This is a genomic window from Rhizobium lentis, assembly GCF_017352135.1.
GTDB classification, from domain to species: domain Bacteria; phylum Pseudomonadota; class Alphaproteobacteria; order Rhizobiales; family Rhizobiaceae; genus Rhizobium; species Rhizobium lentis.
The window spans coordinates 3840553-3859969 of record NZ_CP071454.1 but is presented as its reverse complement, the minus strand read 5'-3'; the positions used below and the strand labels follow the sequence as shown (position 1 = coordinate 3859969).

The 19417-nt window shown below is 61.1% G+C and carries 22 protein-coding genes; 1 reads left to right on the top strand and 21 read right to left on the bottom strand.

Annotated features, from left to right (window positions below; all coding sequences use genetic code 11):
• Positions 1–14: 14 nt before the first annotated feature.
• From J0663_RS18750 to J0663_RS18690, 13 genes are all read right to left on the bottom strand, one after another.
• Positions 15–2216, bottom strand: a complete 2202-nt coding sequence (locus J0663_RS18750) for a phage tail protein (RefSeq protein WP_207241880.1) — start codon at positions 2214–2216, stop codon at positions 15–17.
• The gene (locus tag J0663_RS18745; RefSeq protein ID WP_207241879.1) at positions 2213–2629 is read right to left on the bottom strand and encodes a DUF6950 family protein; all 417 of its coding nucleotides are present in this window, start codon (positions 2627–2629) and stop codon (positions 2213–2215) included. Before J0663_RS18745 ends, J0663_RS18750 begins: the two co-directional genes overlap by 4 nt.
• Before the next feature lie 6 nt (positions 2630–2635).
• Complete coding sequence (locus J0663_RS18740; RefSeq protein ID WP_207241878.1) at positions 2636–3250, bottom strand: hypothetical protein; 615 nt, start codon at positions 3248–3250, stop codon at positions 2636–2638.
• Entirely contained in the window at positions 3250–3984 is a 735-nt protein-coding gene (locus J0663_RS18735) for a hypothetical protein (RefSeq protein ID WP_207241877.1), read from the bottom strand. Before J0663_RS18735 ends, J0663_RS18740 begins: the two co-directional genes overlap by 1 nt.
• 2 nt (positions 3985–3986) lie before the next feature.
• Positions 3987–6875, bottom strand: coding sequence for a phage tail tip lysozyme (locus J0663_RS18730; RefSeq protein WP_207241876.1), 2889 nt, complete (start codon positions 6873–6875; stop codon positions 3987–3989).
• Between the two features lie 4 nt (positions 6876–6879).
• Positions 6880–7173, bottom strand: a complete 294-nt coding sequence (locus J0663_RS18725) for a phage tail assembly chaperone (RefSeq protein ID WP_207241875.1) — start codon at positions 7171–7173, stop codon at positions 6880–6882.
• 53 nt (positions 7174–7226) lie between these two features.
• Positions 7227–7640, bottom strand: coding sequence for a hypothetical protein (locus J0663_RS18720; RefSeq protein ID WP_207241874.1), 414 nt, complete (start codon positions 7638–7640; stop codon positions 7227–7229).
• Entirely contained in the window at positions 7640–8377 is a 738-nt protein-coding gene (locus J0663_RS18715; protein WP_207241873.1) for a hypothetical protein, read from the bottom strand. Before J0663_RS18715 ends, J0663_RS18720 begins: the two co-directional genes overlap by 1 nt.
• A gap of 57 nt (positions 8378–8434) precedes the next feature.
• The gene (locus J0663_RS18710; RefSeq protein WP_207241872.1) at positions 8435–8866 is read right to left on the bottom strand and encodes a phage tail terminator-like protein; all 432 of its coding nucleotides are present in this window, start codon (positions 8864–8866) and stop codon (positions 8435–8437) included.
• Between the two features lie 174 nt (positions 8867–9040).
• Positions 9041–9502 (bottom strand): hypothetical protein, encoded by a 462-nt coding sequence (locus J0663_RS18705; RefSeq protein ID WP_207241871.1) that lies wholly within the window; start codon positions 9500–9502, stop codon positions 9041–9043.
• Positions 9502–10554: a structural protein gene (locus J0663_RS18700; RefSeq protein WP_207241870.1), complete on the bottom strand. Its 1053-nt coding sequence runs from the start codon at positions 10552–10554 to the stop codon at positions 9502–9504. The genes J0663_RS18705 and J0663_RS18700 overlap by 1 nt, the downstream gene beginning before the upstream one ends.
• Positions 10554–10721, bottom strand: a complete 168-nt coding sequence (locus J0663_RS18695) for a hypothetical protein (protein ID WP_207241869.1) — start codon at positions 10719–10721, stop codon at positions 10554–10556. Before J0663_RS18695 ends, J0663_RS18700 begins: the two co-directional genes overlap by 1 nt.
• Positions 10718–11086: a hypothetical protein gene (locus tag J0663_RS18690; RefSeq protein WP_207241868.1), complete on the bottom strand. Its 369-nt coding sequence runs from the start codon at positions 11084–11086 to the stop codon at positions 10718–10720. Before J0663_RS18690 ends, J0663_RS18695 begins: the two co-directional genes overlap by 4 nt.
• A 188-nt stretch (positions 11087–11274) precedes the next feature.
• Between J0663_RS18690 and J0663_RS18685 the strand changes: the two genes are divergently transcribed.
• Positions 11275–11814: a hypothetical protein gene (locus J0663_RS18685; protein WP_207241867.1), complete on the top strand. Its 540-nt coding sequence runs from the start codon at positions 11275–11277 to the stop codon at positions 11812–11814.
• Here J0663_RS18685 and J0663_RS18680 read toward each other — a convergent pair whose 3' ends face one another.
• The 8 genes from J0663_RS18680 to J0663_RS18645 form a co-directional block, all read right to left on the bottom strand.
• Positions 11815–12309 (bottom strand): DnaT-like ssDNA-binding protein, encoded by a 495-nt coding sequence (locus J0663_RS18680; RefSeq protein WP_207241866.1) that lies wholly within the window; start codon positions 12307–12309, stop codon positions 11815–11817. It abuts the gene before it with no gap.
• Between the two features lie 337 nt (positions 12310–12646).
• Positions 12647–12937, bottom strand: a complete 291-nt coding sequence (locus J0663_RS18675) for a hypothetical protein (RefSeq protein ID WP_207241865.1) — start codon at positions 12935–12937, stop codon at positions 12647–12649.
• A 13-nt stretch (positions 12938–12950) separates the two neighbouring features.
• Positions 12951–13892 carry a DUF2184 domain-containing protein gene (locus J0663_RS18670; RefSeq protein ID WP_207241864.1) on the bottom strand — a complete coding sequence of 314 codons (942 nt, stop codon included), beginning with the start codon at positions 13890–13892 and terminating at the stop codon, positions 12951–12953.
• A gap of 13 nt (positions 13893–13905) precedes the next feature.
• Positions 13906–14367, bottom strand: a complete 462-nt coding sequence (locus tag J0663_RS18665) for a structural cement protein Gp24 (RefSeq protein WP_207241863.1) — start codon at positions 14365–14367, stop codon at positions 13906–13908.
• A 27-nt stretch (positions 14368–14394) separates the two neighbouring features.
• Positions 14395–15540: a DUF2213 domain-containing protein gene (locus tag J0663_RS18660; RefSeq protein ID WP_207241862.1), complete on the bottom strand. Its 1146-nt coding sequence runs from the start codon at positions 15538–15540 to the stop codon at positions 14395–14397.
• Positions 15541–15566: 26 nt separating this feature from the next.
• A complete protein-coding gene (locus J0663_RS18655; protein ID WP_246590315.1) occupies positions 15567–17369 on the bottom strand; it encodes a hypothetical protein in 1803 nt (600 codons plus the stop codon).
• 147 nt (positions 17370–17516) lie between these two features.
• On the bottom strand, positions 17517–17783 hold the full coding sequence (locus J0663_RS18650) for a hypothetical protein (RefSeq protein WP_484573311.1): 267 nt from the start codon (positions 17781–17783) through the stop codon (positions 17517–17519).
• A gap of 202 nt (positions 17784–17985) precedes the next feature.
• Positions 17986–19413, bottom strand: a complete 1428-nt coding sequence (locus J0663_RS18645; RefSeq protein ID WP_246590314.1) for a DUF1073 domain-containing protein — start codon at positions 19411–19413, stop codon at positions 17986–17988.
• Positions 19414–19417 lie beyond the last annotated feature (4 nt).

Sequence of the window (19417 nt, the reverse complement as noted above, 5' to 3'; positions counted from 1 at the left end):
ATCTGATCTTTCTCTTAGACTGTGACGGTGGAAGAAGCTTGCGCTGCAGACGCGATGCCGGAGCCGTTTTCAGCTCCGCACCAGTATTTCCAGGTTCCCGCGCCTGGCGTGTCGGTGATGTTGATGACCTGGTTCGCCACGACGTTCCGGGTGGCGATCTGCGTGGCGGCGGCGTAGGTCTGCCCTGTGGTGCCTCGTTTGAAGATCAACACCTTGGTGTTGTCGTTCGCAGCCTGGGCGCTGATGGTGACGGTGCCCGAGCTATTGACAGTCGACATGTTGACCGGCGTGCCAGGTGCGACGGGGTCTACGGTAGAGGTGACATTTGCGGTGATCGACCACGGTCCGTAATCACCATCGGAAGCGATGAACGCCACCTGGATGTCATGAAGTTTGTTCGGCGGCACGACGTTTGTGCTCATGTCGATGAAGCCACCCGACGGAACCGGGTTCGGGAACCGCTGTTCGATCCACGGGCCGGGCGAGCCTGAGCCTGCATCTGCCAGCCGATACCTGACAACTGGAAAGAGGCTGTCGTCAGCGGGATCGATGATGAGCACTCTGAAATAGACGCTGTCGCTGTTCGGCCGCGCCTGCACCAGATTGATCACCGGCGTCAGAATCCCTCCGGCAGTGGTCTTTGGAGGCGTGGACGGCATTTGACCCTCATCGGTCGCCGGGTTCCACGCATCGATGTCGTCGGGGTGCTGCATTATGTCCATGACGAACCCGCCTTGGAGCAGAGACAACACGGACTTGCGGTTTTCGACGATCTTGCCGTCTAGCTTTGGCAGGGTGTTGGGCGTGACGAGGCGGACCCATCGGCTGTAGACCGAATTGATTCCTGACAGACGCACATTCAGCTGGCCGGTGACCTTTTGCTGAATTCTCAGCCAGTCCCGCTTACCGAGGCGCCTTGCCTGGCGCCATTGCTGCACCCATTGGTAATTGGCCTCCTGCGCCAGGACGCGGCCGGAGACCAGCTGCGCCGCCGTGTCCTCGAAGAAGTCCGTGTCGGACGTTGCATATCCGATGTCCGGAAAGTTGAACTTCGGGATCAGCCGATTGCATTCGTCCTCGAAAAGTACGTCATATTCGATCTGGTGACCGACGATGTCCGCGTCCGTGAGGGTCGTGATATACTTGCCGCGGAACTTGCCGACGATGAACAGGAGCGCCCCGTCGCCGCGCTCGCAGATCCACCCATCGCAGGAAGCAAGGATCGCATTGGTCGCGGCCTTCGGGTCATTCTCCGTCGTGTCGATGCCATTGCATTCATAGCGGCGCTCGAACCCACCCCCGGCAAGCGGTACGAATTCATCGCAGACGTCGGCCTCTTCCTGCCACATGTCGAGAACCGGCAAGAGCGCGCGCTTGTAATCCCGGCGGTGGCCGAACTCGTTGAAGCACTGATGCCAGGCCATGATAATGGCCGCGTTGCGCGTCCATTTCCATGTTGAAGGGTTTTCGGGATCCTGCAGAGGATCACGAAAATCCCAGCAGAGCGCCAGATCGGCTTCGACAGAGAGCTGCGGCGGCCCGTACGGAAATCTCTTTTGCTGCTTCTCCGCGTTAGAGCTGGTGCAGATCATTCCGAGTGACGCCTGTCCGTCCCCCCGGTGATTGCTCGACCACACACCTTGGCTGGAGAGAGCCGACGTGATTGCCGGATAATCGGTCTCCGGGACCAGACCGAGACGGCTGAATATCTGGACGTTGGTATTGTAATTCGTACCGGAATTGATTGTCCCGTCGCCCTGCAGGGTCACCTCGTCATCGTGTAGCCAATACCGGTTGACCGATTTGATCCTGTGGCCGGCGATCGCCTGAACTGCAAACAGCTTCTTGCCGACGGCTTCCCACAGCATGTAGGCGCCAGCAACTCGAGCCCGACCGACGCCCCACTGGCGATAGGGGACCGATTGGACCTTCGGGATCTTGCCATCTTCCGGCTTGGGAGGCCTCGGTGCGAGCAGCGCTTGAATGCCGATAGCAAGCGCCGTTGTCGCGATTGCGGCCGCGCCGGCGCCGAGCACGGCCGCCGTGGTTGCAGAGAAGCCGAGCGTCGTGAACAGGCTCGTGAACAACGGTGTGAAGATCGGGTCGTAAAGCGAGGTGGTACCTCGCAAAAACCGATCCTGCCACTCCCAACGATGCTGCTCGAAATAGTGCTCCGCTTCGCTTGGGACGCTCTCATACGTCGACTTCAAGCTCATGCGGGCAATCTCCATGCAGCGACATGTTCGGCCGGCGTGGCGCGGATGCCGGCGGGGTGGATGCAGACCCACAGCGGGCCAAAGCGGATGGCGCCGATCTTCGCCTCGATACGATCGGCCGCGGTTTCGCCGGTCATGGCCCTGATCAGGCCAATGTCGCCTGTCTCTGGGTGCTGGACGCGCTTTGCTCCGATCTTCAGCAGATGCCCGTCCATGAACGCGAGTTCGCCTCCGTACCTTTCGACGATGGCATGGGCTTCGTCCCGCGCCCGATAGGTCCCGCGCAGGTCCTCTGCCGGATCGATCCCGACGCATCTAAGCGCCCACGATGCCGGGAAGGTCATGCAATCGTCGCCGCCCACCCCGCCCCACCTGAAGCGGTGCGGGAGCGCCAGAAAATGATGGATGTCCATGAAGCCTCAGCTAAATACCGGCCACTTCGGCTGGATGCCGCGCGCCAGCCGCCCGGTCCCGTTGCAGAAGGCATCGGTCGGATAAAGCGACCGCTGCATTGCGTCTGACCAGAGAGCCTTTGACGGGCGTGATCTTGTGTTCTCCCCGGCGACGACCGCCAGGCTTAGGGACAGGGTTGCCGTCTCGCCATCCCGGATCGGAGGACGGGATTCCTTCGGATGCGAGGCGAGGCCAGTCCAGATGGGGATGATCTGGCTCATCGGCTGGTAATACTGGTCGAGCGTGGTCAATCCGATCTGAACCAGCTTCCCGCGCACGGCCGGGATACTGTCAAGCATGGCAGAACCGGTCGCAGGGTCGACACCGGAGACTGAGAAGTCGACCGCATCCGAAGTGCCGTTCACCAGCACCTCGAGGGATGGCACGCCGATCAAACGGCCGCCGCCGAGATAGACCGTTCCATCAGGATCGATGCCATCGAAGCCGATCGGCACGTCATTTATGCCAAACCAAAGATGCAGCGCCGGCTCGGTATCGATCCTGAGGAACACGCCGAGCTGATGGCTGCCGCGCATCTCTTCGACGACGTTCGCCGGCACATATTGGACGGAATAAGCCATCAGAACGCTTCCGTGAACTGGACCGTCGGGCGGGATGAATACCAGCCCTGATAGGTCCACGGCACCGTAACGCCCTTCGGCAGCTTCATGACGCAGCGCGGACGAGCAAGCTCTACACGAGTGCCGGCTGTGACTGCTTCCCTCAGCGGCGGGGCGAGCGCCAGGCGATAGACTGGATCAGCATCATCGCTCTTGTCGATCAGCTCCCACGATCGGTAGACGCGCCAGCCTTTGGTCGGGTGAAAGATAGAAAACCAGTCCGACCACCTGAACACGTCTCTGGCGGCGCCGTAGATGCGCATCGAGATGATGCCAGCGTTCAGAGCCGCGTCCTCAGTTACTTCGCCGTAGACGGTCGCCTGCGAATAGCCTGCGCCATCGGAATGCAGCGAACCATCAGAATGCGGGATGCCGTTGATGATCGGCCGCCTCGTCCCCCGGATCACGGGAAACGGACCGATCTTGTCGTTGACGACAGGCACATTGATGAAGCGGAACCCGCCGTTGAGACGGGCGCCTAGCCAGTTCAACACCTCGAAGCGTTCATCCGGCCCCTCCAGGACAAGGCCGGCATAAGTTGCAGTGATGATGCCGCCGCCAGAGGTCTCGATGCTGATCGGCTCACCCACGCCGTTGACGCCACCGTCGAGCCCGCTGCCAGGGTTGTCAAAGCTTGCTTCCGTGGGCCGCAGGAAATCCACCGGGAACATCGGCTGATTGATGTAGACGGCCATTGTCAGCCTTTCCGAGAATTGAATTTCTTCTGCGTCGATCCGAATGAACCGCGGGCCTGGTCGATCTTGTCTTGATAGAGCGCTTCCTGCGCGCCCTGTCTCGCTAGTTCCCGAACGTGGTCATCACCGCTTCCGCCCTGCACATAGACGTTCAACTGCGGGCGCGGACGCGGCGCGCTGTCGTTGTCACTCATCATCTGGGCGCTGCGGTTGGTGTTGAAGACCTGCGAGCCCTGCGGGAGGTTTACGAGCTCCGGCCCACGTTCGCCGACGATGGCAAGTCCTCCGGGAGCATAGTTAGTCCCATCAGCAAAAAGCCCTGGCTTCAGGAGACCAGCTTGAGCTTTCGCAAATTGGCCGCCGCCACCAAACAGGCTGCCGAGCCAACCAAACAAGCCGCCACCACCCCCGCCGGATCCGGCCGCTGCACCACCAGGCGCCGCAAGCGTATTGCCGAGAGAGGTCAGCCCCGTTCCAAACTTGCCCAGTCCATCGGTCGCAGCGCCGGCTGTACCACCGAACTTTGCAAGCGCCTCCTCAGCGCCGTTGAGGCGCCCAACAAAGTTATGAGCGCTTTCCGGGTTGCCCCACGAAAAGCCTTGAGGACGTTCGAAGCCTGCGAAGGCTGCCGTGGCACTTCGCACGTCCGGAGCGCTCTTCAGGGCGTTCCATGCCCTGCCTTCGGACCCGATCAGCTCGGAATAGGCGAACTGATGCTGCGCAAGCTCGTTGCCAAGGTTGCCGCGGCCGCCAATCGAGGCCATCAGTGCTGGCGACCTGTCGTTCCACTGATAAAGGCCGAACGCCTTGCCGCTGTCTCCGACCGCCTGTGGATTGAAGGCACTTTCGGCCTTGATGTTGCCAAGGATGCCCGCGACCTGGTGATCCGCAAGGCCTTTCGACTTCCAGAAATTCCATGCCAGCGACGCGCCGGATCCGGACATCGATACTGGGCTCGATGCGGCCGCGCTACTATTGGCTGCCCCGCCGCCCAATACGGAGGCTGCGACGCCGCCAACGCCGAACGAAGCCGAAGAGCCGCTTCTCCCACTGGTGAAGAGACTGGCGACGAGATTACCAATGCCGTCGAAGAACTTTTCCCAGAGCTTCGACGCCTCATTCGTCAGCGCGGATTCAAAGCCTTTCAGGAAGGCTTTCCCGATGTTATGGCTGCCGGACACCAGTTCGCTGCTGAATGCGTCACCGAAGCTCTTTGCTAGCTCTTTCGCCTGCTGCCCGCGAAGCTGCTGGCGGATGGCATTGGCTTCGGGCGAGTTCAGATCCTCATTGAAGCCGTAGCGGGTGAGCGTGCTCGCCACCTGCTGGTCCATTGCGCTGCGCTCTGCCTGGCGCTGCTGGAAGCTGATGTCGAGCCAGAAATCGGCCTTGGCTTCCTGGGCACGGCGATAAGCCTTCTCAAGGTCGTCGACCTTCTCGGTCTGCTCTTCGATCTCGAAGAAATTCGGCCTCTGGCCGGGAACGGGCACATTCGTCAGCCTGCCATCGCCATTCAGGATCGTTGGTGCGCTGGTATCCGGCGCTTGGTCGAGATCGAGCGGGCGGCGGCCGGGGACCGGAATGTCGGCTGGCATAAAATCAGAGGTTCGGAACGTGCGGCCTCCATCGGAGAAGGTCGATCCTGCGATGATATCCTGTACGTTCGTGCCGCCGGCAATCGCTGCAATCCATTCAGTGCGAGCCTTCTGAGCAGCTTCGACGCCACGGTAGATGGCATCCGTTACCTTGTCGAAGGCATCACGGAAGCTCAGGACCTCGGGGACGCCATATTGGGCAACGGCATTGCTCAATTCCCTCTGCACGCGGTTGAGATCAGCCATGGACGCGGTGCCATCGTCCAGTCTGTCGCGCAGATCGCCCCATGCATTGCGAAGGTCTCGGATGACAACCGCGTTATTGGGGTCGCCTTGCAGGGCCCGGAAAGCCGCAACACCCTGCTTCTGGATCGTGTCGAGGTTATCGGAAAGGCCTTCCAATTCGCGTCCTGCGAGGATGGCGCCGGCCTGCCTGCCTTGCGTCAGCTTGTCGGCCCGATCGAGCTCGTCGACATAGCCCTTCAGTGCCGGAGTGGCTTCGCCCCAGAGTTCGGCCGCTCTGCGAATGACCTCGTTCTGCTCTTCGAATAGCTTGCTCGTCTTGCCAGTGCCGCTTTCGGCCGTCGAAAAATACTGGACGAGCGCGGCAACGCCGGCAGTGAGGCCGATGGTCACAAGAGAGACTGGGTTGATCAGCGATGCAAAGGCAGAAGCGAGCCCGGCAACAGGTCGCTCCATCGAGCCGACCACCGCCGCAAGCTGCGTGCCCTGCTGAAGGCCGATCATCAGCGGGTTCATACCCATGGCGGCCGTGACGGCGATGTCCTGGAACTGGAAAGCCGCGTTGGCCGAATTGAAGCTCTGCGCGCCACCCCGGTTGCTGTTGGCGGCCTTCACCGCGGCGCCGGCGGTAGTGGCTGACGTCTTCAGGCGTTCGTAGGCCTGACGCTCGCGATCAAGCGCCAGCGTCATCTGCTGCGCATTGATCACGCCCAGCTTGTGGGCGCGGTCGATCTCACCGATGGCGGCCTCGTAGTCGCGTGTTGCTTTTGCCAAGGGCTGATATTTGAGCGTCAGCCGCTCGACCTCCATGCGGAAGGCGCGAACGTGCTCGTCCTGCGATCCGAATGATCGGCCCAGATCATCAATCGGAGGCTTCAGCTTGCCGGCGCCCTGCCCTGCCTTGCCCAGAGCATCGCCGAGCTGCTCGACCTCGTTCTCAAGCTTGCCCACACTTTGTTGAGTGCGCGCGGCCGCAGATGTCAGCTTTTCGAGATCGGCTGCGGCAGACGATGCCTGCGAACTATCGATCCTGAACCCTAGAGTGGCCTCTGACATTCAATCACTTCCGCTTGTTCGGGAAAATGGCATCGAAGAGACGGCTAGTAAGCGGCCGATCCGAAACCTTGTTTTCCGTCTCTTCCTTGTCGGCCGCCTTCTGCGCCATCACTTCCCGGCGCTTCAGATCCATCGCGATGATGGCATCTAGTTGCCATTGGCGGAGCGCCACGCGGCGAAGGCGTGACCACTCACCTATGGCCTGAAAGCCTATGGCATTCGCACCGAAGCCGTTCCCCGTGCGCTGGCTGTCGAGCTCGCGGAACCAATACCAGACCTGCTCGCCTGCCACCGGCACCGCGATTTTCCTTCCCTCATGCTGATCGACGATAAGGCTGCAAAGCTTCTCGATCAGCTTTTGGTAAAAGAGCTGCGGCGCACCGCCCGCCCCTCGACTTGCTCACGGATGATCCGGAATTTCGAATAGAGGTTACGAACGTTCTCTTCCGAAAACGGGATAACCTGGCCGCCGATTTTCGGGTTTGGCGCCCAATGTGTTGTTGCCTTGGCGAGAATGGCGATCATCCGATCGTCGGAATCGTCCTTGGCGGGTTCCAGACTAGAGCGCTCCGCGGCGGCCTTTGCGAACTCGGCGGCGACATCACGCATCGCCTTCTGCATGCGATCGCTGTCGGGACCGACAAAGCCGATTTTAAGGCCGATCGGCTTGCCCTGCTCGTTGAGGATATCGACCTCGATGCCCTGCTCCTGCGACTGGATGAGGGATTCGAGGCCGGAGAGATCGACGAAATCTTCAGAGGCCATCAAGCACCGCCGATCGGGGCCACGGTGATGACCGGGCTATTGATTTCGACATTCCCCTGCAGAAGGCGAGCCGTGTTCGCGCCGCCGCCGTTCTCCTGCGCCGTCATGACGATGGCATAGAAGAACTTGACGGTCCCGGTCGGGACGGTGGTGGCGGTGTGGACACCCGACTGCGTGCCCGAGGTGGCGATCGCCGAGCCGCCGGGGGCTGCTGCTACACTGAAGGTGTTCGCGGTCGATCCGACGACATAGTAGGTCGTCCCCGCCGTCAGCCCGGTCGGCAGCGCGCCGGTGGTGGAGAACTTGATCGGGGTGCCGTCGACGAGCCCGTGCGCCGTCCAAGTGAACACGCCGGGGGTCGCAACCGTAACCGTTACCACGGATACTTTCGGCGGCGGCGCGTCATCGAAGGCGATCTTGAACGGATAGTTGAAATCTGTGCTCTCGGCGGCGATCATCGCGATCTGGCCCGGGTCACTGGGCAGAATGATGAAGTTGTTCTGCATCGAGCCGGCGTTGCGCGTGCCCTTGGCCTTCAGCGTGCGGCCGGAGGAGATCACGTCTTCGGAGATCAGCGTTGCCGAGTCACCGATGGCGCCCATTGTCTGCCAGCCTTTGATTTCCGTGAAAGAAACCGAGGCAAAATCGGTGGCGTCGATATCGGCGTCATCGGGAACGGCATTGATGGCTGGGCCGATGTAGATCTTCGCGCCCGCCACAGGGTAGAGCTGAGGCATGATGGTTTCCTTTATGTCTGATCGCGCACTTGCCTAAGGTGCAGTGAGGCAGGCCAATCAGGCCGGAACTTGCGGGTAGCAGAGCCACCGGGTGGTGACCGGTATGTTGTGGTGCGTTTCCCCGGTCACGAGGACGCCGATCTCTGGATCCTCGTCTATGCGAACCTGAGTGTCCGCCTGCAGGAGCTTCGTGCCGCGGCGAAGGTGCGCGCGCAGCTGGCCGGCGAGATTGTATCCGTCGACGATCGCCAGCCCCTTCGGCCACATGACGTTCGTCCGCATGAAGCCTTGCCGGATCGGGTCCATCTCAAGCGACAGGTCGGTCTCGATCGAGCGGTTGAAGTGCACCTCAACGCTGACGAACTTGCTCTGGGCCGTCGGCGAGTAGGTAACCCCCGGCAGGACCATGACGACGCCGGCCGGGAGAGTGAACGCTTGGCACCGGATCAGCAGCGCCTGGTAGATTTTCATTTCCACTGTGTCGGCCATCTGTTACCTCTTGGCCAATGGCCAATAATCACCCACTCAGCGACGAAGAGGTTTATGACCTCCTGCACCAGGCGCTTTTGCTGCTGAGCAAGAAGACTGTCCGCACGCAGGGCGCCCATTCTATCCTCAGCGCCGCGGTCGCCAATCTGGAAGTGCTTCAGAAAGCCCTCATCATCATGTCCGAGGGCCGGCACCCGCTTCGAACCGAACACGAACCGTAGCCTCCGCCTCCGCGACGATCTGCGGCCATCTCTGGGCGACTGCATCCACAAAGCCGAACCCATTCTGGTTATAGGTCCGCCCGAGAGCGTCAGTCCCGGCGAAGCCGTAATTCATGCGAGCCGCATAGGCAGCCTGGAAGCCGAGGAAGATCGACCCGCCGAGCTCGGCGCCGGCAATGACCAATTCCACCCCGGTGTCTGTGAATGTCTCCTTGCCTTCCTTGATGGTCGGCATGGTGGAAGTCGAAGCCATCAGCGATCGCCTTAGATTGCCCGTCTTCACCGGCATTCGGCCGCCTTCAGCAACAGCCGTCCGAACCTCATTGGCGACGGTCTGCGCCGCCGTCTGAAACACAGCCTCCGCCCGGTCGAGCTCGGCGCTTGCCCATTCGCCGACCTGTGCAGCGAAAGACATCAGCGACCCCTTGAGCGGGCGTAAGCTTCGGCGAAGTCGACGTTGTATTCGACGTCACAGCGGCAGCCGATCACCTCACCCGCGCCGGCGCCGAGGCTCGTGTCGCCCGGGTATCGCAACAGCGCACCGCTCGGCGACTGAAACGGCAGATCCATGCTCCTCACCTCTTGAGCGTTCAGAACCTGATGCGTGTGTCGGACATGACTGTCTCCGGCCGACCGCCACTTGCGGGTGACGAGAGTGGCGTCTCGTCCAGATTTGGACAGGGCCTGTAGAAACGCCTCATGCTTCGAAGACATGACCGCCGTGACGGTCTCGGTTCGGGCGATCGTCTCGCCACGCAGCCGCAGGTTCTTGTCTCTCAAGCGCATCAGCACCTTGTCGAGCGTTTCCTTGTCCAGCGGCTTGCCTGCGGCGATAGCGCGCTGCACGGCCTTGTCGAGGCGTTTGTCGCGGGTCTTGAGCACCAGATACTTGCGCATTAGCGCCGGATCGCCCGAGAGCAGGTTGATCCGGGTGCGCTCGATAAGCTCGGCTTGTGGTCCGTTGAGGCCGATGACGCCGCCTTCCCGCCTGCCTGTGATCGTCGACTTCCGGCCAACCAGGTCGAGAGCGATCTTGTGCGGACCAGCGCCCTGGGAATAGGCCTCGAGTATAGTCTGCCGAGCTGCTGCAACCGTCTGATCGCTGATGTTGGTGATCATCGTCGAGGACAGGTTGCGAATGTTCGCCTCCGCCCCCTGATTGCTCACGTCCCAGCGGAAGACGACGCGGTTGCCGAACGTATCGGCGAGCCGTGGCATGTTCTGCGAGGTCAGCAACCCGCCGGCATCGTATGCCTGCCTCAGAGCCTCTGACAGCGGCCGGAATGCAGCCGCATCGATGTGAAGGGCACGGATGGCACCCTCGATGTCACGCCGCTCCAGCAGCTCCACCACCTCGCGGAGGACGATCTCGCTTTTGATGTCGTCAATCGCGTCGAGGAAGGCCTTTTCGAGCGTAGGTGAGAGCTTGTCGACGAGCTCGAGAAGCTGCTGGCGGAGAGTTGGCATTATTCGGCGTCAGAGCCCTTGCCCGCCTTCTTCGGCGCCGGCTGCTCTTCCTTCAGGATTTCGCCTATACCGATGTTGACCAGACCATCGGCTTCCGCCTGCGCGACATCGAGGATGGTGCCCGGTTCGCGGGACTTGTAGCTGCGATGGAGGAGCACTTTCGTCATGGGTTCGTCCTTCCTTGAACGATGAAAACGACATCGGTGATGCCGTCATAGTTGTGCGGATCAACGGCAATGATGTGGTAGGCGACGCCGTCGGCAGTTACCGCCTCGTCGCCGACCGTCGGCTTGATCGCGAGGCCGACGCTGCTGATGTAAAGCTGCCGGTCTGATGCTCTGACATTGGTCCCGTCGACATAACGCTGGTCATAGGTCATCGGCACGAGCTTGACTGGATAGTCGACAGACGTGCTGTCACCGCCCAGGACTGGATCCGGAGGAGTGATGCGCTTGATGATGCCGGTCTGGCCGAATTTCGAGATGAGGCGCTGCGCTAACCCGGCGAATCTTTCATAGTCAAATTTGGGCATAACAACCCTCAGAGGGATTAAATTTGTCAGGCGATTACTTCTACAAGCGGCGAAAGATCGAGACTTATTGGCCCATTCGGTGGACATTTAGCTCCGCGCTGGCGAGGACTAAGCTACCGCAGGTAATCAGTCTGATCCCTTTATTGGGCTATGCGGTCCTATGGAGTGACCAGTTTCATGATCAGATCATGAGGTTCGAAACTCTCGCGCCGTCGCTTTGGTTTAGCCCTACTGACCGGATCCAATGTTTGTACATCGGGAGCCTGCTTGTACTCGGTGGTGTCGTTCTTCTCTTTTTTTTCTGCCCAGTGCAAATACGGGTATCCAAAAACTCGACGGAATACGCCGATCACACATTTCAAAGCGTGGATGTTCACGAGCTTGAGATTGCGTATGAGAAGATCCTATCGATCACAACAACCGCGGGACCAGCAGAACGACTCCCTCCATTTCTGGGAACAGTAGACGCCAGACAACTCGCAACCGGACTTAATCTGATCAGCAATCCAGATCACCGACGCGACACCCTCCAGTATCAGGGGAATAGGCAAACTATGGCAACGGCAGCTCTACAAGCACACTATTCGTTGCTGGATCGGTCTCGTCCGCTTGCGGCTGGCGCAACTTTTATTCTGCTGTTCACCGGTGCAATTATCTTTCTGCTGCCAAGCGTCGAGGTGTTTCTAATGGTCGTTAAACAGAGCGTGGCGTTCAAAACTCCGGTTTAGCTAGACAACCATTATCCCAGGCACGATCGGGCAGAGGAAGGGCCAGAGCAGCCCTTCGATTATGGTCACGACTGGCGTGGCGAGCGCGACCAGATCGTCAACGCCGGTCGACGAGGAAGTCGCATATTCGACTTCCAGCTGCCCGACCTTCTCGCGCTTGATGATGCTGGAACCCGTTACCACTGGCGAAAGGCTGCCAGGATTGGTGAGCTCGAGGAATGCGGCCTCATAGGATGCATTCTCGATTGCCAGCGGCACGGCGTCCGAAGGGATTGCCTCGCCATAATAGGTGGTTGCCCCAGTGCGGGGCCACGCGCGTTCCTGTGCGTAACCGCCGGTCCGCTTTCCTGTGAATCGTGGCTCATACCGATCGATCACCAGAGATCCACGCCGGCGTGCAGCGGTTATCTGGTCAGCGCTCGTTCCATCGGGAACGACATAGCCGGCAGCTGTCCAATAACTCTGTGCGGCCTCGTCAGTGCCATACCCTGCCATGTTCTCTAGTTCCCTTGGAGTTTAGCCCGGCGAAAATTCTGTTTTCATAAATAGGATCATCCAGACGCGTGTCTGGCCAAACATTAAAGGAAAACATCATGAAATTCAGACTATTAACAATCTCATCCCTCATCCAACTTCACGCCAGTGTGAAGCGATGCATGGCCGAAGACGATGGCCGCCCCGCGAGCGCAGATTGGACCTGGGGAGTTCGCGAGTATCGGGACTGGCGAGTACATAGCGACGCACTCGAAGCCGAGTTGAAACGTCGTGACATCCCGTTCACGTCGGTCGTCTGGTGATTTGATGGGCCCGGGCACCTCCGGGCCCCTCATCGTTACTCTGCCAGCTGGGCGTCGATCAGCTCTTTCAACTTTGGCGTGGTGATGTTCGGAGCGTATTCGATGCCCAACTCCTCCGCCTGCTTCTTGAGATCGTCGCGGTCGAGTTTCGGCTCGTCACCCGTCGAGGCGGCGGAGCCCGAGAACTCGAACCACTTCATGCGCTTCGAGGAGGCGACTTCCGCCTCGCTCATTTCGACGTTGACCTCCTGACCGGGGCCGATCTCGACAGGACCGTCGACGCTGTTGACGCCCTTCGGGCCGTTGGTGATGTTCTTCACTTTCATGGGATCGTTCTCCTCAGATGCCGTCGACGTAGGCCACGGCCTTCGGAAGACGGATTTCGGTACCGCCGGTGCGCATGATGCCTGCGACCTCCCAGGTCATGGAGGACTTCTGGAAAGGCGGCAGGAACTGGTGCGGCATCGGCAGGTGGAAGCGCAGGACTTCCGGATCGCGGCGATAGGCGATCATGCGGGCAGTACCGCCGCCGCCGGCCGTGTTCAGCACGCGCAGGCCGCGAATGGTCAGCGGGCGCCCGGTCTCAGCCGTGTAGGAGTTGTTCTCCTGAAGGTAGCTGAGAATGGTCCGGTCGCTGGTCGCCGAGCGGGCGAGCGTCGAGATCGAGAGGAACCGCGCCGTCGGCAGGAGGAGGGTATCCGCCATCTCGACTTCGTTGGTGCCGGTGAAAATGCCGGTCAGCGCCGCGTTGATGTCGCGGAGGATCTGATCGGGCGTCTTCGTCGACCAGAGGGCGGACGAGCCGGTACCGTCAGCGGTGGCGGTCGTCGCGGTGACGTTCGCGTCGTTGATGAGGCCGGTCCAGTTCTTCTCGGTCGTGCCGGTCATCGCGACGTTCCAGAGCATCTGCTCCGCAACCTTGCGCGCGGCCTCACCCTTTTCGGGGCCGAGCTGGCGGCCTTCGAGGGCGGCAACGTTGATCTCTTCCAGAGACCATTCGTAGCCGATACCCGCCAGCTCGAAGCCCTTCAGGAACTGGTCACGGGTGACGTCGGCATAGGGCATATCGAAACCCTTGCCGCTCAGGAACTCCGCCTTGCCGGCGATGTCAGACGAGCGGAAAAGGACGCCGCGGCCCCAGGGCGAACCCTCGGTCACGACAGGAATGAGCGAGGCATAGTCGAACGACGGATATTTCCGCTGATAAACGGTGCGCTCGATATTGTAGAAGGCGGGGGTAACGAACCCGACCGCACTCTGAGCGTCGATGAATGGCTGCATGGATGTCGCTCCTTTAGGTGCGGTTGGCGAGGCGCGCGAGACCTGCGCCGGACGTGGTGTCATCGAAGAACCAGCCCGGGAGGATCGTGTTGCCCGACGAGACGTTGGTGATGGCGCCAGCGGCCGTCGCGTAGGCCTGGTCACCGTCGGCGACTGCTACGGCTGCGTTGACCCAGATGACACCCTTGGTGAGGATGCCGGCGGTGGAGTACTGCGGATACGAATCCACCTGCACACCCGTCGCCTGGACTGGCGGCGCGGCATAGTTGGCGACGGTGATGCCCATCAGTTTGCCGGCGGCCGGGGTGAGCGTGACGCCATGGTCACCAACGCCGCGCCATACCGGAACGCCGAAGCCGATCGCCGTTGCATCCTCGACAGTGCGAGAGATGCGATTGGAGGTTTCCCCATTGGCGACCATGCCGGCATAACCGTTCGGGATCGCAGTGGGATAAGTGGTCTGGTAGGTAGCCATGAGGGCTGTTCCTTTCCCGGTTTGAGGTTATGCCGCGTCCGTGCCCTTCCAGGCGTCGGCGAGCGAGCGATTGCGTTCCTGCTTGGCCTTTTCAGCCTGAGCGCGGTAATCGCCGCCGTCGTTCTGATGCAGACCGTCGGCAACGGCACGGGCGAACGGGTCGACCGTCTTCTTGGCGTCTTCGGCGAGGATGTCGAAGCGCGCATCGATGTAGGCGTCGGGCTTGCCGGCGATGACGGCATCACCGAGCTTTGCGGCGACGACCGCCTTGCGGATGGCGGCATCGGACAGGCCTGCCGTCTTCACGTCCTTGGCGATCGAGCCCGCCAATGCGATGAGATCGGCGCGCTCCTGGACGCGCTTGTCGATGTCGACGTCGGAGAGGACCTTCGCCTTCAGGGCGTCGATCTCGGCGTCCTTCTTGGCCAGTTCGGCATCCTTGGCGGCAATCGCCGTCAGGTGTGCGGCATCTGCCGCGGTGAACTTCGAGGTGCTATCGGCCAGCCGCTGCAGCAGCGTCGCGATGACGGTGGCGCCCTGGTCGGTTACCTCAACCGGGATGCCATCGACGGTAACCGTCTTCAGGTTCATGATCTTGTCCTCTTCAGGTTTGTGATCAGTGGTGATCGGGGCGGCGCCCCAGGGAGCCGCATCACCGATGCGGACTTTCGAACCCGCACGCCCGGCGCGGACAATCGCGACGTGGTTGATGCGGATATTCTTCTGCATGGCGTCGTATGCCTCGCCCGTGGGCGTGACGCCCGCCGTGAAATCGAGATCGCAGGTGTAGCCGGCGGAGAGCTCCTGCTTGCCCGCCTCGATGTCTTTGATCGTTGCCTCGTCGCTGACCATCAAAGGGACGCGGATGAAGATCCCCTCGCCGGTGATCTCGTCGCTGGTTTGCCCGACGGCGAACTTCTTCCAGTTCTCGGACGTGACCATCTCCGGCGGGTGATCGTTGGTCACCGGGCGGTGAGCGGCGCTCTTCAGCGTGTCCTCGGCGAAAACCTCGGAGCCCGGCCGGTAGACGCGGACCGTGCTCATATCCGGCTTGCCGACCTCGGAGCCGAGGTAGGTCTGGATGCCAGTGCGCGCGATGCGGGCGTCGGCGACCAGGTAGCCGTCTTCACGCCGGCGCGTTCCCGCGACGGTTACAGCGTCCGTGAATTGCATGAACTGCCTCCCGCTGCGCTTCGCGCTTACGAGTAGAATTTCGCCTTTTCAGACTGCGGAATGCGGCTGGCCGTGTAGAGGATGCCGTGCAGCGCCTCGTGAATGCCGTCAACCTGTGTCATGTAGAAGAGCGGCGCATTATCCTGCACGTTCGTCGCGAAGACCTCGTCGCCGTTGACCGTGGCGGTCCAAGTGCCGTTGCCGTTGTCGGCAAGCGCCCGGATGGTGCGGGAAGTGTAAAGCCCCGGCTGATATTCGAACTGGATCCGGCTTCCGAGCGGCACCTGCAGAGGCAGGACGATCGTGCTCCAGGTGGTGACGCCGTCCTGGTTGCCTGGATGGCCGACGACATTGCCGATCGGGAAGAGCTCCGGTGTCGGCGGCTTGCCGAGCGCCCGGTCGTCGGACCAGTACGGCACGATGTCGATCACCCTCGCATAGCGCGAGGACGCCTTGATCAGATCATTGACCGTCTTCAGCGTGCCGGCGGCGGCGTCCCAGAGCGTCGCAACGGCGATGTTTGCCAGGGCATGGTAGTTCTGGTTCGACGGGCTCGAGGTGACGGTCGGCTGGATTGTCATGCCAACGACATGGGTGCCGGCGCCGTACCTAGTCTTGATCCTGTCCACGAGCCCAAACTTGAAGTTGGCCCACGTGCTCGCGGTGGCGTTATTGTCGTTCCGGCCGGACTGGTCAAACACGAATGTCCAAGGGTTCAGCCCGCCATTGTAGTTGTTTTTCACCACGTCCAGCACGCTGTCCCAGCGCTTCATGGCGCTCGTGGCCAATTCGTTCTGAGATTTCGCGCCAGGCAAACCCATGAAGATGTGCGGCGTGCTGCCCCAGGTGGAGTCTTGTTGGTCGAGCCATCGGCCAATGACGCCCATATTGCGTCTGGCATCTGCCGAAGCGGCGAGTTCCTGCCGTTCGACGAGGCTATCGGAAAGCACCATGGCCACCGGCCGGCCGTCCCATCCCTTCGCGAAGATTTGTGCGGGTCCGTAGGCTAGAGGTTGTGATGTCGAGACGTTGCCGAGGCAGTTGTAGCGCGTGTCAGGGTCGCGATCCACGGTGCTCGGGCCGTTGGCAGCCGCGAGGGCCTGAATGGATGCGAGATCGCCGGCCGCCCAATACTTTTCGCCGCGGTGGCGTTGAGCCCTGTAGCCGCCGATGTAAGTGTTGCCAACTGTTCCATGCCAGACAGTGCGGATACCATAGATCGACCAAGCCGGCAGGTCTGCAGGCAGGGTGACCAGGCCGAAGGCAACGCCTGTCGCTGCGACTACCGCCACGGTAGAGACACCCGAGAACAAGATCGGGTACTCCGTGCCGTTCGGATGGATGAAGAATGCTTCATCAATCAAGATGTCGGCGTTGGGATTGATCGTCTCTTGAGGAGCATTGCCGCCGTCCGTCAGACCGAATCCGAGGTACGGCACGAGGAAGCTGTTCGTGGGATAATCGGGCGAACCGAAGAACAATTTCGAGCACTGATAGTTGAGGCCGGCCGCGTAAGTCTGGGTGAAGCCCTGCGACCAATGAATGCCCGTCGCAGCTGGCATGTAGCGGTTGGCGTCCGGAACCCACGGCGGATGGCCGCCGAGATCGATCGGAAGGGAATCCACCCATTGCCCGGCGCTGTTCTGCGCGGTCTTACCCGTCACCACCCGCACAGGAATGCCGAGGGCGTCTTCCGTGGCGCTGATCGCGGACACCGGCCGGCCGAGCACATCAGTCTCGCCCGCGCCCGCATAGCGCACGGGCAGCGCATCGACGGGCTTGCCGGCGCTGTCGGTTGTGACAACGGTGGTGACAGTCTTGATGCGCATCAAGTCAGGCCGTTATGTGCTTAGCTGTGGTGGTCATTGGCGCATCCTTGATGTTCGAAGGCCGTGGGGCTATATTATCTACCGGGTCGCGTTCGCTTCGGGCGTTAGCTGATAGGGACCGCGCAAGCGGGGCATGAGAGCAGCGACCTACCAACTCCCCTTCTTCATCCTCAGCGACACCATATCGAGACGGCGCTTGCCGGCCTTGACGTCGCCGACGTAGTGGTAACCGATGCCATCGATCTCGGCCTTGATGACGAAGCGTGGCAACAAGCTCTTATGCGGATCCGGTGCGTGGACCGTCCCCAAGCGGACGATCTGGGGAAGCTTCTCGAAGTCCTTCGGAGTAACCGCGATCTGCCCCCTCGGCGCCTCGACCTTTGGGTTCCCGTGGTTTTTCAGAGTGTGGGACATTGACTGGTTGCTTACCGCGTGGCGGAAGCCCCGTACATCAACGCCCGTCACCTTGGTAATTGCCCCGGGCCTCACCACAGTGGCGAATTCCACATGAACCGTTGCATTTTGGCCTACCAGCCGTCCTGCCTGCTCTATCTTCTCAGCTGTCGACAGGAACCTGCCATTCGCACCTCTGGGATGCTTAGACGGATCGAACGGCCTACCGCTTCCTTGGCTTCTTCGCTTTCGGGCGTCCACGAAAGGTGGCGTCACCGATTGGTGCACCTCCGTCCTTCGGTGCGCCTGCCGCCGCGGCGGCTGCGAGCTCTTCTTCGGATGGCTCTTGCTCTGCCAGCGTGCCGTATTTTTCCATAGCGGCATCAAGGCCAGGCAACACCCCGTCCTCGACGAGGCGATTGACCAGAGCGTCTGACACCGCTTCGCGCGGGACGATCTCCTGACCGGTCCCGGTACCGACCAACTGGCGGGCAGCGTCGGCCGTAGTCTTGAAGATGTCTGCCCGCTCCTTCTCGCTCATTTGCTCGAGGGGAGCCCAGTGGTAATGAACGTCAGGATCTTTCACACCGGCCGACCGCTCGATGCACTCATCCAATCGGCGCATGGCTGGCGTGAACTCGAGCTCCTGCATCGACTGAATGCGGTCGTGATAGTTCTTCATGTCGCTGGTGCCGGTCGCGTTCATGCCGGCGGGCGACTGGCCGAGCAGACGGGTGACCGGGATGTCGGCGGCGCCCGAGACGATCTGCATGAAGGCCATCAGGATATCGGTGAGGCCACCAAGAGCCGCTGTCTTGCTCTCGTATTCCTCTTCCTTGTCGAGGAGCAACGTGCCGTTGATGCCCTTGGCCATGTTGGCGAGGGTGTAGCGTTCAAGGATCTTCGACCGGTAGACCTCATTGTTGAGGTTCGCCATGAAGTCAGGCACGCGGATGATGTCAATCTTCGCCTCGAACACCAGCGAAGCGATGTTTCCTGCGGTGCTGTCGGCGTTCCTGATGGCATCGAGCGTGGATTGCAGGACGCTGTCGCCCCAGCCTTGCCACGGATTTCCGCTGATCTCGTCATCGGCCGGCATGGCGCCTGTGAAGCGGACCAGGCGCGACGGGTGAATATCGACCTGCAGTCCGTTGGCGCCGCTCAGCTTGTAATAACTCGGCTGCCCGTACCATTCGGATTCCGGATTTCGGTCGATCTCGCCTGCCGACAACTGCCGGCGCGTCATGACGTTCAGATAGCGAATGCCGCCTTTGCCGATGCGCTCGACGTCAAGCGGCTGCATCGGATCGGCGTCGCCGGTACCGATATAGACTGCTGCGCCACCGAACAGCCGGCCCTTCTTGGCGGCTTCGAGGATGCGGCCCTTGACGTTCAGGCGCTTCTCTTCTTCCTCGATCGCCTCGATCTGTGGCTTCTTCGCCTGCCAGTCTCGCCACTTGCGGCATGCATCGAGCGCCGGGATATCAACGATCTTCCTCGGCAGCCATGCGGAGCTGTAGGCGGCGATCAGCTGCTCATCCGACAAAACGGTATGAGCATAGAAGGTCGTTGCCGCCTTATCCCGATCTGTTCCCATCCTCGAAACAAGGCTGGTCAAGCTGTCGCGCACGAAAGCGATGACGTTGGACATTCTT

What these genes read in the sequence shown, in the direction of transcription:
- J0663_RS18750 (WP_207241880.1), bottom strand. Translation starts at nt 2,216, where the DNA reads ATGAGCTTGAAGTCGACGTATGAGAGCGTCCCAAGCGAAGCGGAGCAC.
- J0663_RS18745 (WP_207241879.1), bottom strand. Translation starts at nt 2,629, where the DNA reads ATGGACATCCATCATTTTCTGGCGCTCCCGCACCGCTTCAGGTGGGGC.
- J0663_RS18740 (WP_207241878.1), bottom strand. Translation starts at nt 3,250, where the DNA reads ATGGCTTATTCCGTCCAATATGTGCCGGCGAACGTCGTCGAAGAGATG.
- J0663_RS18735 (WP_207241877.1), bottom strand. Translation starts at nt 3,984, where the DNA reads ATGGCCGTCTACATCAATCAGCCGATGTTCCCGGTGGATTTCCTGCGG.
- J0663_RS18730 (WP_207241876.1), bottom strand. Translation starts at nt 6,875, where the DNA reads ATGTCAGAGGCCACTCTAGGGTTCAGGATCGATAGTTCGCAGGCATCG.
- J0663_RS18720 (WP_207241874.1), bottom strand. Translation starts at nt 7,640, where the DNA reads ATGGCCTCTGAAGATTTCGTCGATCTCTCCGGCCTCGAATCCCTCATC.
- J0663_RS18715 (WP_207241873.1), bottom strand. Translation starts at nt 8,377, where the DNA reads ATGCCTCAGCTCTACCCTGTGGCGGGCGCGAAGATCTACATCGGCCCA.
- J0663_RS18710 (WP_207241872.1), bottom strand. Translation starts at nt 8,866, where the DNA reads ATGGCCGACACAGTGGAAATGAAAATCTACCAGGCGCTGCTGATCCGG.
- J0663_RS18705 (WP_207241871.1), bottom strand. Translation starts at nt 9,502, where the DNA reads ATGTCTTTCGCTGCACAGGTCGGCGAATGGGCAAGCGCCGAGCTCGAC.
- J0663_RS18700 (WP_207241870.1), bottom strand. Translation starts at nt 10,554, where the DNA reads ATGCCAACTCTCCGCCAGCAGCTTCTCGAGCTCGTCGACAAGCTCTCA.
- J0663_RS18695 (WP_207241869.1), bottom strand. Translation starts at nt 10,721, where the DNA reads ATGACGAAAGTGCTCCTCCATCGCAGCTACAAGTCCCGCGAACCGGGC.
- J0663_RS18690 (WP_207241868.1), bottom strand. Translation starts at nt 11,086, where the DNA reads ATGCCCAAATTTGACTATGAAAGATTCGCCGGGTTAGCGCAGCGCCTC.
- J0663_RS18685 (WP_207241867.1), top strand. Translation starts at nt 11,275, where the DNA reads ATGAGGTTCGAAACTCTCGCGCCGTCGCTTTGGTTTAGCCCTACTGAC.
- J0663_RS18680 (WP_207241866.1), bottom strand. Translation starts at nt 12,309, where the DNA reads ATGGCAGGGTATGGCACTGACGAGGCCGCACAGAGTTATTGGACAGCT.
- J0663_RS18675 (WP_207241865.1), bottom strand. Translation starts at nt 12,937, where the DNA reads ATGAAAGTGAAGAACATCACCAACGGCCCGAAGGGCGTCAACAGCGTC.
- J0663_RS18670 (WP_207241864.1), bottom strand. Translation starts at nt 13,892, where the DNA reads ATGCAGCCATTCATCGACGCTCAGAGTGCGGTCGGGTTCGTTACCCCC.
- J0663_RS18665 (WP_207241863.1), bottom strand. Translation starts at nt 14,367, where the DNA reads ATGGCTACCTACCAGACCACTTATCCCACTGCGATCCCGAACGGTTAT.
- J0663_RS18660 (WP_207241862.1), bottom strand. Translation starts at nt 15,540, where the DNA reads ATGCAATTCACGGACGCTGTAACCGTCGCGGGAACGCGCCGGCGTGAA.
- J0663_RS18655 (WP_246590315.1), bottom strand. Translation starts at nt 17,369, where the DNA reads ATGCGCATCAAGACTGTCACCACCGTTGTCACAACCGACAGCGCCGGC.
- J0663_RS18650 (WP_484573311.1), bottom strand. Translation starts at nt 17,783, where the DNA reads ATGTCCCACACTCTGAAAAACCACGGGAACCCAAAGGTCGAGGCGCCG.
- J0663_RS18645 (WP_246590314.1), bottom strand. Translation starts at nt 19,413, where the DNA reads ATGTCCAACGTCATCGCTTTCGTGCGCGACAGCTTGACCAGCCTTGTT.